Annotated in this window: 10 protein-coding genes and 2 pseudogenes; 7 read left to right on the top strand and 5 right to left on the bottom strand. The window is 71.8% G+C overall.

The genetic code is table 11. The features are described from left to right. Positions 1 to 583: pyridoxal-phosphate dependent enzyme (locus AB0M52_RS17655; protein ID WP_363954448.1), on the top strand; the 583-nt coding region annotated here is incomplete at its 5' end. Positions 584 to 626: 43 nt separating this feature from the next. On the opposite strand, the pseudogene AB0M52_RS17650 reads toward AB0M52_RS17655, so the two are convergent. The 5 genes and pseudogenes from AB0M52_RS17650 to AB0M52_RS17630 form a co-directional block, all read right to left on the bottom strand. Next, a pseudogene (locus AB0M52_RS17650) lies at positions 627 to 692 on the bottom strand (hypothetical protein); the annotation flags it as partial. A gap of 115 nt (positions 693 to 807) precedes the next feature. Next, a pseudogene (locus tag AB0M52_RS17645) lies at positions 808 to 1,263 on the bottom strand (putative glycolipid-binding domain-containing protein); the annotation flags it as partial. 218 nt (positions 1,264 to 1,481) lie between these two features. After that, positions 1,482 to 3,290, bottom strand: a complete 1,809-nt coding sequence (locus AB0M52_RS17640) for a DEAD/DEAH box helicase (protein ID WP_363954450.1) — start codon at positions 3,288 to 3,290, stop codon at positions 1,482 to 1,484. A gap of 229 nt (positions 3,291 to 3,519) precedes the next feature. Beyond that, positions 3,520 to 4,911, bottom strand: a complete 1,392-nt coding sequence (locus tag AB0M52_RS17635) for a hypothetical protein (protein ID WP_363954446.1) — start codon at positions 4,909 to 4,911, stop codon at positions 3,520 to 3,522. A gap of 185 nt (positions 4,912 to 5,096) precedes the next feature. Beyond that, the gene (locus AB0M52_RS17630) at positions 5,097 to 6,656 is read right to left on the bottom strand and encodes an NlpC/P60 family protein (protein WP_363954444.1); all 1,560 of its coding nucleotides are present in this window, start codon (positions 6,654 to 6,656) and stop codon (positions 5,097 to 5,099) included. Between the two features lie 257 nt (positions 6,657 to 6,913). On the opposite strand from AB0M52_RS17630, the gene mqnE reads away from it, so the two are divergent. From mqnE to AB0M52_RS17600, 6 genes are all read left to right on the top strand, one after another. Then, positions 6,914 to 8,083: an aminofutalosine synthase MqnE gene (gene mqnE, locus AB0M52_RS17625; protein WP_363954442.1), complete on the top strand. Its 1,170-nt coding sequence runs from the start codon at positions 6,914 to 6,916 to the stop codon at positions 8,081 to 8,083. Between the two features lie 361 nt (positions 8,084 to 8,444). Beyond that, complete coding sequence (locus tag AB0M52_RS17620) at positions 8,445 to 8,954, top strand: hypothetical protein (RefSeq protein WP_363954441.1); 510 nt, start codon at positions 8,445 to 8,447, stop codon at positions 8,952 to 8,954. 325 nt (positions 8,955 to 9,279) lie between these two features. After that, positions 9,280 to 10,299: a phosphate ABC transporter permease subunit PstC gene (pstC, locus tag AB0M52_RS17615; protein WP_363954439.1), complete on the top strand. Its 1,020-nt coding sequence runs from the start codon at positions 9,280 to 9,282 to the stop codon at positions 10,297 to 10,299. Positions 10,300 to 10,303: 4 nt separating this feature from the next. After that, on the top strand, positions 10,304 to 11,701 hold the full coding sequence (gene pstA, locus AB0M52_RS17610) for a phosphate ABC transporter permease PstA (RefSeq protein ID WP_363954438.1): 1,398 nt from the start codon (positions 10,304 to 10,306) through the stop codon (positions 11,699 to 11,701). Positions 11,702 to 11,708: 7 nt separating this feature from the next. Next, a complete protein-coding gene (gene pstS / locus AB0M52_RS17605; protein ID WP_363954436.1) occupies positions 11,709 to 13,427 on the top strand; it encodes a phosphate ABC transporter substrate-binding protein PstS in 1,719 nt (572 codons plus the stop codon). Further along, the coding region (locus AB0M52_RS17600) for a hypothetical protein (RefSeq protein ID WP_363954434.1) at positions 13,424 to 14,853 on the top strand (1,430 nt) is incomplete at its 3' end. The genes pstS and AB0M52_RS17600, both read left to right, overlap by 4 nt.

The following is a 14,853-nucleotide window of genomic DNA, read 5'->3' as shown; positions in this document are numbered from 1 at the left end:
CGCCGAGTCCATCTACGCGCAGCTCGCCCTGGAGCGCCATCCCGTACCGGCCTGGGTCGTGGTCGGCGCGGGCACCGGCGGCACCAGCGCCACCATCGGTCGGTACGCCCGCTACCGGCGGCTGCCCACCAAGCTCTGCGTGGTCGACCCGGAGAACTCCGCGTTCTATCCCGCCTGGCAGGCCGCGGACTGGTCGGTGCGCACCGGACGCGGCTCCCGGATCGAGGGGATCGGCCGGCCGACCGTCGAGGCGTCGTTCCTGCCCTCGGTGGTGGACCGGATGGTGCTGGTGCCGGACGCCGCCTCGCTGGCCGCCATGCGGGCCGGTTCGGCCGTACTGGGCCGGCGGGTGGGCGGGTCGACCGGCACCAACCTGTGGGGTGCCTTCGGGCTGATCGCCGAGATGCGGGCCGCCGGCCGGACCGGTTCGGTGGTCACCCTGATCTGCGACGCGGGCGACCGCTACGCCGACACGTACTACGCCGACGAGTGGGTGGCCGCCCAGGGCCTCGACCTGGCCCCGCACCTGGCCACGGTCGAGCGCTTCCTCGCCGCCGGTGAGTGGCCGGGCTACGCTTCCTGACCAGCGGTGAGTGGGACGGGGCGGGGGTGCCGGCAGGCTCGGCTCAGCCGGGGACGAACCGCTCCGCCACGCCGGGGTAGCGCACCACGAAGCCGTCCGGGTCCACGTCGACCTCCGCGCTGAAGCTGTCGCTGGCGTACCGGAACCGGTCCGGCCCTAGCCCGGTCCGGCCCTAGCCCGGTGTAGACCTGCTCGGCGGGCAGCACGGTAAGGCTCGGCAGCAGCACCCAGGCGACGTCGATTCGGTGAGCGGTGCCGGCCGGCGCGGCGGGCAGGCCGAGTCGGCGTAGCGGCAGCGTGTTGAACAGCGGCGAGCCGCCCAGGTCCACGTCGAGGGCGTCGGCCAGCCGGTCCGGGTCCTCCACACCGGGCAGCCCCGCCGGGGCATGCCCGCCCGCGGTCAGGACCCCGTCCAGATCGCCCTGCTCGGCGGCGGTCACCCGCCACCGCAGTGTCGCCCGTTCCAGACGTACGCTGCGCCGCCACCCGGCTCCCTCGACCTCGACCTCCAGCCGGACGCTGACCCACTCGGGGTCGGTGACCAACTGGTACCGGCAGGTGTAGGGAATCGGGTCGGCGGCCAGTTGGGTGCCGTGCGCGGTCAGCCCGTGGCCGTCGTCGACGAGGGCGTGTTCGGCGCCGGCGGTGTCCGTCCGGGTCCACAGCAGCGACTTCGGCATGGTCGGCATGAGCCGGACGTTACGCCACCCGACCTGGCCGGGCAGTCCCTTGCGTCGATTGCCGGTGCCGTGCCGCCACCCACGCCCTGCCGCAAGACTTCGTGCCCCGCCTCAAGATCGTGCTCGATCCTGGATCGAGTGGTGTCGCGGTCACCGCGAGGCCACTCGATCCCTGATCGAGCACGATCTCCGCTGTCAGGTGCGGGGCAGTGAGTTGGTCAGTAGGTCCGCGCCCGCGGGCGCCCACCGGCCGCCCGCCGATCCTCGCGCGGCCGGTCGTGCAGGCTCCGGCCCTCCGATCGGCCGCCCCGCTCACCGCCGAAGCGGCGCTCGCCACGGCCCTCGTCCCCGAAGCGGCGCTCCCCGCTCGGCCGGTCGCCGAACTGGCGCTCGCCGCGCGGCTGGTCGCCGTGCCTGCGCTCGCCGCGGCCCTCGTCCCCGAAGCGGCGCTCCCCGCTGGGCCGGTCGCCGTAGCTGCGCTCGCCGCTGGGCCGGTCCCCGTAGCGGCGCTCGCCGCGGGGCTGATCGCCGAAGCGGCGCTCCCCGCCCGGCCGGTCGCCGAACCGGTGTTCGCCACCGGGCCGGTCCCCGTAGCGGCGCTCGCCGCGGGGCTGATCGCCGTAGCGGCGCTCCTCGCTGGGCCGGTCGCCGAACCGGTGTTCGCGGCTGGGCCGGTCCCCGTAGCGGCGCTCCCCGCGCGGCTGATCGCCGTAGCGGCGCTCCCCGCCGGGCCGGTCCCCGAATCGGCGGGGGCCGTCCGTCCGGCCGGATCGGCGCGGCTGCTCCGGTTCGTCGCGTACCGGGACCCCGCTCGGCTCCCGCGCCCCGGTCAGCTCGACCAGGGCGGGGTCACCGGCGCGTACCCGGGTCTCCGCCGGCTCCACGCCGGCCTTCCCCAGCATTGCCAGGGTGGTGCGGCGCTGCTTCGGCAGCACCAGGGTGGCCACTGCGCCCGTCTCGCCGGCCCGGGCGGTGCGGCCCGCGCGGTGCAGGTAGTCCTTCGGGTCCTTCGGCGGGTCGACGTGCAGCACCAGCGAGACCCCGTCGACGTGGATGCCCCGGGCCGCCACGTCGGTGGCGACCAGGACGTTGGTCCGCCCCTCGCGGAACTCGGCCAGGGTACGGGTGCGCATCCGCTGGGTCTTGCCCCCGTGCAGCCCGCCGGCGCGTACGCCGACCGCCGCGAGCTGCCCGACGAGCCGGTCCACCCCGAGCTGGGTACGGGCGAAGACGATGGTCCGGCCGGCTCGGGCGGCGATCGACGCGGTCACCGAGAACTTGTCGCTCGGCGGGATGAGCAGCAGGTGGTGGTCCATGGTGGACACCGCCGCGGTCGGCGGCGCGGTGGAGTGGGTGACCGGGTCGGTCATGAACCGCCGGACCAGCGCGTCCACGTCGTTGTCCAGGGTGGCCGAGAAGAGCAGCCGCTGGGCGTCCGCCGGCGTCTTCGCCAACAGGTCGGTGACCTCGGGCAGGAAGCCCATGTCGGCCATCTGGTCCGCCTCGTCGAGGACGGTGATCTCGACATCGTCGAGGTGGCAGACGCCGCGGGCGATCAGGTCGGCGAGCCGGCCCGGGGTGGCCACCACGACCTCCACGCCGCGCCGCAGGGCGTCGATCTGGCGGTCGTAGGGCACTCCGCCGACGGCGGTCTTCAGGAACACGCCGACGGCCTTGCCCAGCGGCAGCAGCGCGTCGTTGACCTGCATGGCGAGTTCCCGGGTGGGCACCAGGACGAGGGCCCGCGGGCGTAGCGGCCGGGCCCGGCCGAGGTCGGCGACCCGGGCCAGCAGGGGCAGCCCGAAGGCGAGCGTCTTGCCGGAGCCGGTCTGCCCGCGGCCCAGTACGTCCCGCCCGGCGAGCGCGTCCGGCACGGTCGCGCGCTGGATCTCGAACGGGGTGGTGATGCCCTGCCGGGCCAGGGCCCGGACCAGGGGCTCAGGAAGCCCGAGGGTGTTGAAGTCGATCGAGCCGGCGGTGTCGGCCGGCTGCGGGGCGGTGTGCACGTCACGGGTGGACAGGGACATGCCGGGGTCAGCGGAGCTGGTCAAGAAATGCCTTTCGAGCGGGGCGCACCTTCGCGATGTCCCGCCGCGGCACGACGCCGCCGGATCGTCCGCAAGAACGCCCAATGGGCGCGCGGGTCGCGCGCCGGGTCAGTGATCGCCGACAAGTGTACGGCGGACGGCGCGTACCCACGGGGTGCGCGGGTGGGTAGTGGGCGGACTCACCCCGCTGATCCGCAATCCGCTGGCCTCACTCCGCCAGGCCGCCGGTCACGCCGCTCAGCGCATCGTTTGCCAGCAGCACGACCAGCACGCTGATCGTGACGAGCAGGCCCAGCGCGACGGCCAACACGATCACCACCCGGACGGTGCTGCTGGACCGCTCAGCCGGGGTTTCCGCCCAGCCCTGGGCCAGGATGTGCCCGGTCAACGAGCCCGAGTTCTCCTGCTCACCGGCGGGGAAGGCCACCGTGGCGGAGCCCGCTCCGTCGGCGTAGTACGCGCTCAGGTCTGACCCGCCGGGGCGGTGCGCCGCCGGCTCGGGCCCGCTGGCGGCCGCCCCTCGCCGCCCGACCGGGTCCAGTTCGGCCCGGGGCGTGGCCGGGGTCACGTCCGCCTGGCTGTCGGGGCCCACGGTCGGTGCCGGGCGTCCCGCCACGCCCGACCGTGGGCCGTCCAGATCCGGTGCAGTTCCCCTCGGCGGCAGCAGGCCGGGGCGGGACGACGGCCGGGGTGCCGCACCGGGCGAACCGGGGGACGGTTCGTCCCGGCGGCCACTGGGACTGGTCGGCGGCGGCCAGACCGGCAGGGCGGGAGCCGGTACGGCCGGGCCTGCGGTGGCAGGTGGGGGCGGGAACGGCGGTGCGGGCATCGGGCCAGGTGGAGGCGGTGGCGCCGGCACCGGTGGGCCGGGCGGCGGCGTCGGCGGGCCCGGCACGGGTGGGGCGGGCCTGGGGGCGGGTGGCGGCGCGGGCACCGGCCCCGGCGGGTACGGCGCGGGCGTCGGTGGTGTCGGCGCGGGCACGGGCGGGGCCGGCGAGGGCGGGTTGGGCCCGGGCACCGGTGGGTAGGGCGCGGGTGCGGGCTCCGGCTCGGGGGTGGGCGGCGTCGGCGGCTTGGCCGGCTCGGGTGGCTGGGCGGGCTCCGGTGGCTGCGGGTCGACCGGTGCCGACCGGTAGACGCCGGACGCCTTGCCCCCGCTTCCGGCGGCCTGGGCCTCGCCCATGCTCACCCGGCTCATTCCGGGCACCCGGACACTGGCCCGTACCGGCTTCGCCGACCCGGACTCCCGCTGCCCGGGTACACCAGCCGCGCCCTCGCGTTCCGGCCCGGGCCCGGTCGGGATCGCCGATGCCGTGGCCCGGTACGTGGTGCCGGTGGACCCGGCCGGGCCGGGCTGGGGCGTGGCTACCCGGGCGACACCCGCCCGTCCCCGGGCCGGTGTCGCCGGCCGCTCGGCGATGATCGGCGTGGACGGCGGCGCGGTGCCGCCGGAGCCGGTGGAGGCCGGCGAAGGGGCGGTGCCGCCGGTGGGATTGGGCTCGACAACGGTGCCGCCGGTTGGAGTCGGCTCGGCGGTGGCGGTCGGGGCGGAGGGGGACACCGGTTCGGCCGGCCCCGCCGGATCCTCGTGCTCGGTCATCCTCGCCCTCCGCGCCACGCTCGCACCCGGCCCGTACCGCCGGACCGGGAGTGCCTGAGAGACACCGTGCCACATTCCGGCCGGGTGGCACACCCGGAGTGCCCACAGTGTCCCGGTCTACGTCGTGCTGGCCGCCGGTCGACGCGCCGGGAACCACCGGTGCCGCTGTTGGGCTTCCGCCCTGCTCAGAGGCCGCCGAGGGCGGACGGGCTGGCTGCGGCGCTCTCCTCGGGTGCGTTGCTGCTCGCCGCCGTGGTGGGGGCGGCGCTGCTGTCGTCGGCGCGCTGCGAAGACGAGACCGATGGGCTCGCCGACGGCGAAGTCGAGCTCGACGGCGACGTTGAGGGCGAACTGGAACCCGTCGGCGTCGGCGACGGCGAGGTGGAACCCGACGGCGACGGCGAGGGGGTCGGGGACGTCGACGGTCGAGGCGTCGGCGAGGTGGTGGGCTTCGGCGTGCCGGTGGGCGTCGGCTTCGGCGTCGCTGTCGGTTTGGGCGTCGGCGTCGGGGACTGCGACGGGGTGGGCGAGGCCGACGGGGCCGGCACCGCACCGACCACCCGGGTCGCGGCGTAGAGCCGGGACCAGCGGACGGTCGATATCTTCACCACGTCGCCGGTGGTCGGGGCGTGGATCATCTTGCCGCCGCCGATGTACATCCCCATGTGGTGGATGCTCTGCCAACTGCTGCCGGAGGCGAAGAAGACCAGGTCGCCGGGGAGCAGCGCGTTGCGCGGCACGGTCCGCGACCTGGTCGCGTAGTACTGATCGCGGGAGACCCGGGGCAGCCCGTAGTAGCCCGCCGACCGGTACGCCGACCAGATCAGGCCCGAGCAGTCGAACGAGTTCGGCCCCGTGGCACCCCAGACGTACGGGTCGCCGAGCTGCTTGCGGGCGTACGCGACCGCGGCCAGCGCGGTGGGATGGGCGACCTGCCCGTTGGCCGACTGGTCGACGTAGTCGGCACCGAGTTGCTGCTCGGCGCGTTCCTGCTGGCGGGCCAGCTCGATCAGCTGCGCGGCGTTGTCCTCGCGCAGCTTGATGAGTTTCGCCTCTTCGTCGCGCAGCGCCTGCTGCGTGGCGGCGTACTGCTCCTGGACGCCCCGCAGTCGAGACTCGGCCGCCGCGTACGCCTGCGTGGTCACCTCTTCGTCGGCGCGGGCTCGGGCCAGCTCGCCGGTCGCGGCGCCGGTGGCGTGCTCGGACTTCTCGCCGAGGTGGGCCCGGCGGAGCAGGTCCAGGTCGCGCAGGTCGGTCGCGAAACCGCCGGGCGGCAGCGCGGCGGCGGCCTTGATCGCCTCGGCGGCGGCCTGATCGGCGCTCTGCTGGGCCTGGGTGGTCCTGGCCCGGGCGAACTCCAGCTCGCGCTCGGCGACGAGCAGCTGGGCCTCGGCCTCGTTGCGCTGCTGCTCCAGTTCGAGCAGCTGGGTGCCGAGCTCGCCGACCCGGACCTCGGCGGCGTTGATCTGGGTTTCGAGGGCGCTGGCGCCGGGGTTGGTGACCGGCGGGGTCACCAGGCCCGGGGTGGCCGGGGCGCCGCCGGGCAGCTGGAACTGGCCGGTGACCACCGGGCGGGAACCGGTGTCGGGCACCGTGGCGGGCGCGGTCGGGTCGGCGTACGCCGGAGCGGCGAGGACCGCGCTGGCGACGGCGCTGATCAGCGCGGACCAGAGCATCGGTCGCAGCACCGGTGAGACCACCGGGCTCCGTCGCCGCTGCCGTCGCCCGTTTGCGCTGTCGACCATTCCGCTCCTCTTCCGGCGTGCTGCGCCGCGCCGAGGGGACGCGGCGGCGGGGGAACGCCATCAGGGTGTCGTGCCCCATCCTGTCTACCGCACCCGGTATCGCCGTGTCGATGTCTGGGTGGGTAACAGGAGGCTGAGAGTCTGGTGACGCCCGGACTGCCAACAGACCACGGTGTGAGCTGCTCCTGTGGCCGACGTAGGCTCTGGTTGCGACCGGGATCCGGTTGCGACCGCAGGTGGAAGGGACGGGGCTTTCGATGGACGCCGGACTCAAGCGCGAGCTCGAAGCGAAGGTGTACGCGGGGGAGCGGCTGACCCGGGAGGACGGGATCGCCCTCTACGAGAGCGACGACTTGACCTGGCTGGGTCGGCTGGCGCACCACAAGCGCACCGAGGACAACGGCGACCGGGTCATGTTCAACGTCAACCGGCACCTCAACCTGACCAACGTCTGCTCCGCCTCCTGCGCGTACTGCTCGTTCCAGCGCAAGCCGGGCGAGAAGGACGCGTACACGATGCGCATCGACGAGGCGGTCCGTAAGGCCAAGGAGATGGAGGACGAGCAGCTCACCGAGCTGCACATCGTCAACGGCCTGCACCCGACGCTGCCCTGGCGTTACTACCCGAAGGTGCTGCGCGAGCTGAAGGCGGCGCTGCCGAAGGTCAAGCTCAAGGCGTTCACCGCGACCGAGGTGCAGTGGTTCGAGAAGATCAGCGGGCTGAGCGCCGACGAGATCCTCGACGAGCTGATGGATGCCGGCCTGGAGTCGTTGACCGGCGGCGGCGCGGAGATCTTCGACTGGGAGGTCCGCCAGCACATCGTCGACCACGCCTGCCACTGGGAGGACTGGTCACGGATCCACCGGCTGGCGCACAGCAAGGGCATGAAGACCCCGTCGACCATGCTCTACGGCCACATCGAGGAGCCCCGGCACCGGGTCGACCACGTGCTGCGCCTGCGTGAGCTGCAGGACGAGACCGGTGGCTTCCTGGTCTTCATCCCGCTGCGTTACCAGCACGACTTCGTGGACTCGGCGGACGGCAAGGTCCGTAACCGGATCCAGGCCCGGACGACGATGGCCTCGCCGGCCGAGTCGTTGAAGACCTTCGCGGTCTCCCGGCTGCTGTTCGACAACGTGCCGCACGTCAAGTGCTTCTGGGTGATGCACGGGCTCTCGGTGGCCCAGCTGTCGCTCAACTTCGGTGTGGACGACCTGGACGGGTCGGTCGTGGAATACAAGATCACCCACGACGCCGACTCGTACGGGACGCCGAACACCATGCATCGGGACGACCTGCTGCACCTGATCTGGGACGCCGGCTTCCGGCCGGTCGAGCGCAACACCCGCTACGAGGTGGTCCGCGAGTACGACGCCGCGCAGACGCTGGCCGAGCGCCGCGCCGAGCCGCAGCAGGTCTGGGCCTGACCTCGGCCTGACCACCCTGCCCGGGACCGAGCTGACCGCCGCTACCGTGGGTGGCGGCGGCCCGGTGCCGCATGCTCAGCGGTATCGGCGGTCGCGAATGGCTGCCCGACCCCTCGCCCGGGGCTGATTCCCGGCGTACATAAGGGCACAAACCCTCATCAATCGCTGCCCGCTCCCCCCGTTGGAAGTGCTTTTTATCCGAACGGTGGATGAGCATGAACCCGCTGTTCACGTTCCGGATGTCCGGCGTGAGCGATCGGCTGCTGACTGAGTCATTGTCCGTGTCGAGCCTGTTTCCAGCAGTCAAATCTGCGGCCAGGTTCGAGTGCGGTTTCGGTCCGCGGTCGAGGGAGGGATCAAGGTGCAGCGTCCACGTTACGTGTTCCTTGCCGCGCCGGTTCCGCAGGCGCAGGGCGTACCAGTGAGGGAAGGCATCCTTTGGATGCTCGTATCGCCCAATAATCGGCAACTTGGCCGAAGCGCCATCTATCACGACGTCTACGCCGACTGCCGTCAGTCGGTCCTTGATCTGCAGAAAAACGTAGATCGGGTGGTGCCGCTGGAAGGCACGGTCGAAATGACCGGGCAGTGGATCTGGCGACTCGAACTCAACGGCCGCATCGTCGCCGTCTCCAGCCGCTCCTACCTGCGGGCACGGGAGTGCACGTACAACCTGGAACGCTTTCTGGAGGCGGTGCCGCAGGCGGAGATCGTGGTCGGCGTCCGGAGCGCCCGAAGGGGGCGCCACCGGCCGGCGGAAACGGAAGACACCACCACGATCCGCTCGCCCCGAACCCTGGGCACCAGCCTGGCGCAATCGTCGCTCGGGCAGACGTACCGGCCCAGACTTCGGATGCCAGGCGAGCTGTGAAAGATCGGTTGCCGGTAGTCGGGAATGTCAGGTCGGTGGATAACACCCCGGACGGACGTGCCGAATTGGACGGACGCGTCGAATTGACCATCTGCGTCGAGTTGGCAACTCCATCGGAAGCACGGACATCCGGAATTCACCGGTCACATGTCTGGCGTACGTGTTCGCCTGCCCGCGGCGTCACCGCTCCCGCCGAGCGTGAGCCGTGCGACGAACGGGGCGACCGCACCGGTCGAGCCGGCTCGGGAAAGGTGGCGTTCCAGGTGTGCAGCACGGTCAGGCGTTCTCGCCTGCCAGTCAACCGTCTCGCCGTGGTGGGCCGCTGATGGTCACGACCACTATCCCCGGCGTTGCCGCCGGGGAGTCCACTGAGGTGCCCCGCCGGATAACGACCCGGGTCGGCCCCTCCGACCACGTCTTCCGGCTGGTTGCCCGGGCCGGTGGCGCTGCCGTGCTGCTCATCATGCTGCTGGTCGGCTGCTTCCTGCTCTATCGCGGTTCGACGGCGTTGCAGGTGGCGGGCTGGTCGTTCTTCACGACCGAGGCGTGGGATCCGGACTCCAACAACTTCGGGGTGGCGGCGCTGCTGGTCGGCACGGTGCTGGTGGCGATGGTCGCCCTGAGCTTCGCCGTACCGCTGGCCATCGGGACCGCGCTCTACATCTCCGAGTACGCGCCCGGCCGGCTCCAGCGCACGCTCATCTCGCTGGTGGACCTGATGGCGGCGGTGCCGAGCGTGGTGTACGGCCTGTTCGGCGCGTACCTGCTGGAGGGCAAGGTGATCTACCTGGCCCGGTGGCTCTCCACCTGGTTGGGGTGGATTCCGATCTTCCGGGTCGACGGCGTCGACCCGCGCGATCCGCTCGCCACGATGTCCGTCTACACCTCGTCGACGTTCATCGCCGGAATGGTCGTGGCGATGATGGTCACGCCGATCATCTCGTCGGTGATGCGGGAGGTCTTCTCGCAGGCGCCGGTGGGCGAGCGGGAGGGTGCGTACGCCCTCGGCGCCACCAAGTGGGGCATGATCCGGGCCGTCGTGCTCCCGTTCGGCCGGGGCGGGATGATCGGCGGCACGATGCTCGGCCTGGGCCGGGCCCTCGGCGAGACGATCGCCGTCTACATGATCATCACGCCGGTCTTCGAGATCAAGTGGCAGGTCCTCCAGAACGGCGGCATCTCCGTCTCGGCCCTGATCGCCCAGCAGTACGGCGAGGCGAGCGACTTCGGGCTCTCCGCACTGATGGCCGCGGGCCTCGCCCTGTTCCTCATGACGCTGGTCGTCAACTTCATCGCATCGACGATCATCGTGCGGAGTCGATCCGGCGCCGAGAGCGAGGCATGACCTGATGACCGGGTTGACCAAGACCGACACCAACACCACCGCGCCGGACGCGGCGGCCGGCTCGACGCCGGAGGGCTACTCGCCCCGGCACTACGTCGATCCACCCGATGCGTCCGGCCACTCGCCGGTCGCTGCCACGACGACGGTCCCCACGCGGCCCGAGCAGCCGGCGGCGGAGTGGCGGCGCACGGTTCGTGGCAGTGGCGAGCGCGAGATCTTCCCGGTCCTCGCCGCAGCGGCCGCGGCCGTGGGCTTCACGGTGCTGCTCTTCAACCAGCTGGCACCGCTCAGCGGCATCCTGGGCATGATCGTCGTCGGGTACCTGAGCTTCGTCGCCTTCTACACGGTGTTGGTCGGGTACGAGAACCCCGGCCCGGCGGTGCGGGCCCGGGTGGTCTCGATCATCGTGCACAGCCTCGCGTTCGTGCTGGTCAGCGCACTCGTCCTGGTGGTCGCCTACGTCCTGTTCCGTGGTTGGGACGCGCTGCACCACCTGAACTTCATCACCCAGGACATGTCCTCGGCGGGGCCGCTGGATCCGGTCACCGTGGGCGGCATCCTGCACGCCGCCGTCGGCACCCTGGAGCAGATCGCCATCTGCCTGGCGATCACGGTGCCCGCCGGGGTCATCTGCGCCGTCTTCCTCAGCGAGTTCCCGGGACCGTTCAGCCGCTTCGTCCGGACGATCGTCGAGGCGATGACCGCGCTTCCGTCGATCGTGGCGGGGCTCTTCATCTACCTGTCGGTCATTCTCATCTTCGGCCGCTGGGCCCAGGAGAACCTGCCCGAGCGGTGGCAGTGGCTCGCCATTGGGAAGTCCGGCTTCGCCGCCTCCCTGGCCCTGAGCATCATGACGCTGCCGATCATCGTGCGCGCCGCGGACGTGGTGTTGCGGCTGGTTCCCGGGCATCTGCGGGAGGCATCGCTGGCCCTGGGCGCGTCGCACTGGCAGACGGTGTGGCGAGTGGTGCTGCCGACCGCGCGGTCCGGACTGACCACCGCGGTCATCCTCGGCACCGCGCGAGGGATCGGCGAGACCTCGCCGGTGCTGCTGACCGCCGGCTTCGCGACCAACTTCAACGCCAACCCCTTCTCCGGCTGGCAGGTGTCCCTGCCGCTGTTCACCTTCGACGCGGTCAAGTCGCCGGAACCGTTGATGGTCGCCCGGGGCTTCGGCAGCGGTGCCGCCCTGATGCTGCTCGTCCTGTTCCTCTTCGCGCTCGCCCGGTTCGTGGGCGGTCGGGGAGCCGGCAACCTCAGCAAGCGGCAGCTGCGGCGGCGAATGGTCGCCTCCTACCGGGACGCTCGACGGTTCGCCGATCGCGAACGTTCGCGCGCCACAACTGTCGTACCCGACTCCACACACGTTCCCAGGAGCGACAGCGAGGATGGTCATGTTTAGGAAGAGGATGCGTGGCAGCGCGGGCCGGATCGGCCGGCTGCTTCGCGCCGTCGTCGCGGTGGCGACCGTCGGAGCGGTCGTGCTTCCCGCCACCGTCGCCCAGGCCGCACCGGGCTACATCCCGATCAGCGGCGCGGGCTCGACGTGGAGTGCGAACGCGTTGCGGCAGTGGGGCGCCAACGTCAAGCAGTTCAACATGACGGTCAACTACAGCGCCAGCGGCTCGACGGACGGGCGTACCCAGTTCGCCAACGGCACCGTCGACTTCGGCGTCTCGGAGATCCAGTACGGGCTCTACGACTCGAACTTCGGCCGCGCGGCCGACCAGCCGCCGGCGCGGGAGTTCGCGTACATGCCGATCGTGGCCGGTGGTACGGCCTTCATGTACAACCTCAACATCGGCGGACGCCGGGTCACCAACCTGCGCCTCTCCGGCGAGAACGTGGCGAAGATCTTCACCGGCGTCATCAAGTTCTGGAACGACCCGGCGATCAAGGCGGACAACCCGTCGCTGACCCTGCCGGCGCGGCGGATCGTTCCGGTCGTCCGGGCGGACGGCTCCGGCACCAGCGCGCAGTTCACGCTCTGGCTGAGCAAGCAGTACCCGGACATCTGGAACGACTACTGCGCCAAGAACGGCAAGCGCACCCCCTGCGGGCTGACCTCGTACTTCCCCTACAAGACCAGTGAGGGGTTCGTGGCCAAGAACGGCTCGGAGAACGTCTCCGGGTACGTCCGGCAGCCGCAGGGCGAGGGCGCGATCACGTACGTCGAGTACTCGTACCCGAAGAAGGCCGGCTTCCCGGTGGCGAAGGTGCTCAACAAGTCCGGCTACTACATCGAGCCGACCGCCCGCAACGTCGCCGTCGCGCTCACCTTCGCGGACATCGAGACGACCAACAAGGACCGGAGCGTCTACCTGACCCAGAAGCTGGAAGGCGTCTACGCCAGCCCCGACAAGCGCGCCTACCCGCTCTCCTCGTACTCCTACATGATCCTGCCGACGAAGGAGGAGTACGGCCTGAACCGGGACCGGGGTCGCACCCTCGCCGCCTTTGGCTACTACCTGCTCTGCGAGGGGCAGCAGCAGGCCGACTCCCTCGGCTACTCGCCGCTGCCGAAGAACCTGGTCGAGGCGGGTCTGCAGCAGGTGGAGAAGATCCCGGGCGTCGAGGTGCAGCCCAACAAGATCAAGAGCTGCAACAACCCCACCTTCTCCAACGACGGCACCAACACGCTCGCCAAGAACACCCCGGACCCGCCCGAGTGCGACCGTAAGGGCGCCACCGTCCAGTGCGACACCGGCACCGGCGGCGCCCCCGAGAAGACGCCGCAGAACAACGGCGGCTCGAACGGCGGTAACCAGCCGGGCGGGTCGAACGGCCAGCCGGGCACGCCGGGTGGACCGAGCGGCGGCCCGAGCGCGGGTCCGAGTTCCGGCCCAAGTGGCGGGCCGGCTGGCGGGCCGTCCGCCGGGGCGGGCAACGGTGCGGTGGATCCGATCACCGGAGACCCGATCTCCGACGACCCTGGTGCCGGCAACGGCGCGGGCGGCGGGCAGTACGTCGCGGGCATCCCCGTCTCTCTTGAGGCCGAGGGCGGCTGGCGGCTGTCACACACCCTGATGCTGCTCGCCGGGCTGCTGCTCGCCGGGCTCGTGATGGGCCCGCCGCTGCTCGCCCGGTCGCTGCGGCAGCGCGGCGGCGAACCGTGGAGCGGATCGTGAACCGGGTCGTAGGCCGGGGCCGGCGGTGGGGTGCCGCCGTCGCCTCGGTGCTGGTCGGGGCGGCCATGCTGGTGACGGTCGGCCCGGCGAACGCCGAGGGGGTTGACGAGTCGACCGATTCGGCGGTCACCGTCACCGGACGTGTCGGGACCCTCGGTGACGACTTCAGCGAGCTCAAGGTGACCGTCTCCCAGACCCGCAACCTGACCAACCAGTCGGTTGCGATCACCTGGACCGGCGGCCCCAAGACGCGTTTCCAGGCGGGCGACCCCAACGCCAACTACCTCCAGTTCATGCAGTGCTGGGGTCCGGATCCAGACGCACCGGATTTCCGGGAGACCTGCGAGTGGGGCGTCGGCCGGTACCGCAAGAACGGCGACAAGATCGAGGTCGACCCGGAGCGGGCCCGCGAGAGCGGCGACCCGAGGGAGACGCTGCCCGCCGACGCGAAGATGGTTCCGTTCCGGTCCGCGTTCGACAACACCCGCACCCCGGACGGCAGCGCCACCAACCCGTTCCCGCCCGGCGGGCTCCCGGCCACCGATCCGGGCAAGCCCGCCGAGCTGCTCGCCACCTACTTCGGCATCTACACCACCAACGAGGTCCCGTACGCCATCACCACCGGCGACGGGACCGGCCGCGCGGTCTTCGAGGTGCGCAACGCGATCCGCGATCCGCATCTCGGCTGCGGCGCACCCACCGGCGGCGACGGCAGCGACCCGCGCCGGTGCTGGCTGGTCATCGTGCCCCGGGGTGAGCGGGATCTGGACGGGGTGGCCCGGCCCGTCCTGCCCAGCCGGAGCGCCCTCTCCGCCTCGATCTTCGCCGACCGGCTGGTCGTGCCGCTCGACTTCACCCCGCTCGACGCCGGGTGCGCCCAGGGCCGGGCCGAACGGCGGACGGTCGGCACCGAACTCGTCGCCGAGGCGATGAGTTCCTGGCAGCCGGCGCTCTGCGCCAACGACGGTCCGGTCTTCGGCTACTCCGCCACGGGCGACGAGGACGGGACGGGGCAACTGCTCACCACGTCGGACGGTGCGCCGGGGTTGGCCTTCACGGCCGACCCGGTGAAACCCGAGGAGTGGGAGCCCCCGGTCGTCCAGGCGCCGGTGGCCGTCTCGTCGGTGGTCATCGCGTTCAACATCGACCTGCGGCTCGCGGGTACCGTGCCGCCCGAGGCCGAGTCGTTGCGCCGGACGATGGTGCGCGACCTGAAGCTCACGCCACGGCTGGTCGCGAAGCTGCTCACCCAGTCGTACCAGCGGGACGTGCCGGACGGCGGCCGGCAGGACCATGTCGCGGGCAACCCCCGTCACATCGGTGTCGACCCGGAGTTCCTAGCACTCAACCCGGACTTCAAGTACATCGACAACGGGTTCGCCCCGGACGGCATCGTGGTCTCGTACGGGAACTTCTCCGCCGCCCG

Source organism: Micromonospora sp. NPDC051296 (assembly GCF_040682255.1).
Classification (GTDB): Bacteria; Actinomycetota; Actinomycetes; order Mycobacteriales; family Micromonosporaceae; genus Micromonospora; species Micromonospora craterilacus.
The sequence above is the reverse complement of the archived record's forward strand: the minus strand, read 5'-3'. Positions and strand labels throughout refer to the sequence as shown.

What these genes read in the sequence shown, in the direction of transcription:
- AB0M52_RS17640 (WP_363954450.1), bottom strand. Translation starts at nt 3,290, where the DNA reads ATGTCCCTGTCCACCCGTGACGTGCACACCGCCCCGCAGCCGGCCGAC.
- AB0M52_RS17635 (WP_363954446.1), bottom strand. Translation starts at nt 4,911, where the DNA reads ATGACCGAGCACGAGGATCCGGCGGGGCCGGCCGAACCGGTGTCCCCC.
- AB0M52_RS17630 (WP_363954444.1), bottom strand. Translation starts at nt 6,656, where the DNA reads ATGGTCGACAGCGCAAACGGGCGACGGCAGCGGCGACGGAGCCCGGTG.
- mqnE (WP_363954442.1), top strand. Translation starts at nt 6,914, where the DNA reads ATGGACGCCGGACTCAAGCGCGAGCTCGAAGCGAAGGTGTACGCGGGG.
- pstC (WP_363954439.1), top strand. Translation starts at nt 9,280, where the DNA reads ATGGTCACGACCACTATCCCCGGCGTTGCCGCCGGGGAGTCCACTGAG.
- pstA (WP_363954438.1), top strand. Translation starts at nt 10,304, where the DNA reads ATGACCGGGTTGACCAAGACCGACACCAACACCACCGCGCCGGACGCG.
- pstS (WP_363954436.1), top strand. Translation starts at nt 11,709, where the DNA reads ATGCGTGGCAGCGCGGGCCGGATCGGCCGGCTGCTTCGCGCCGTCGTC.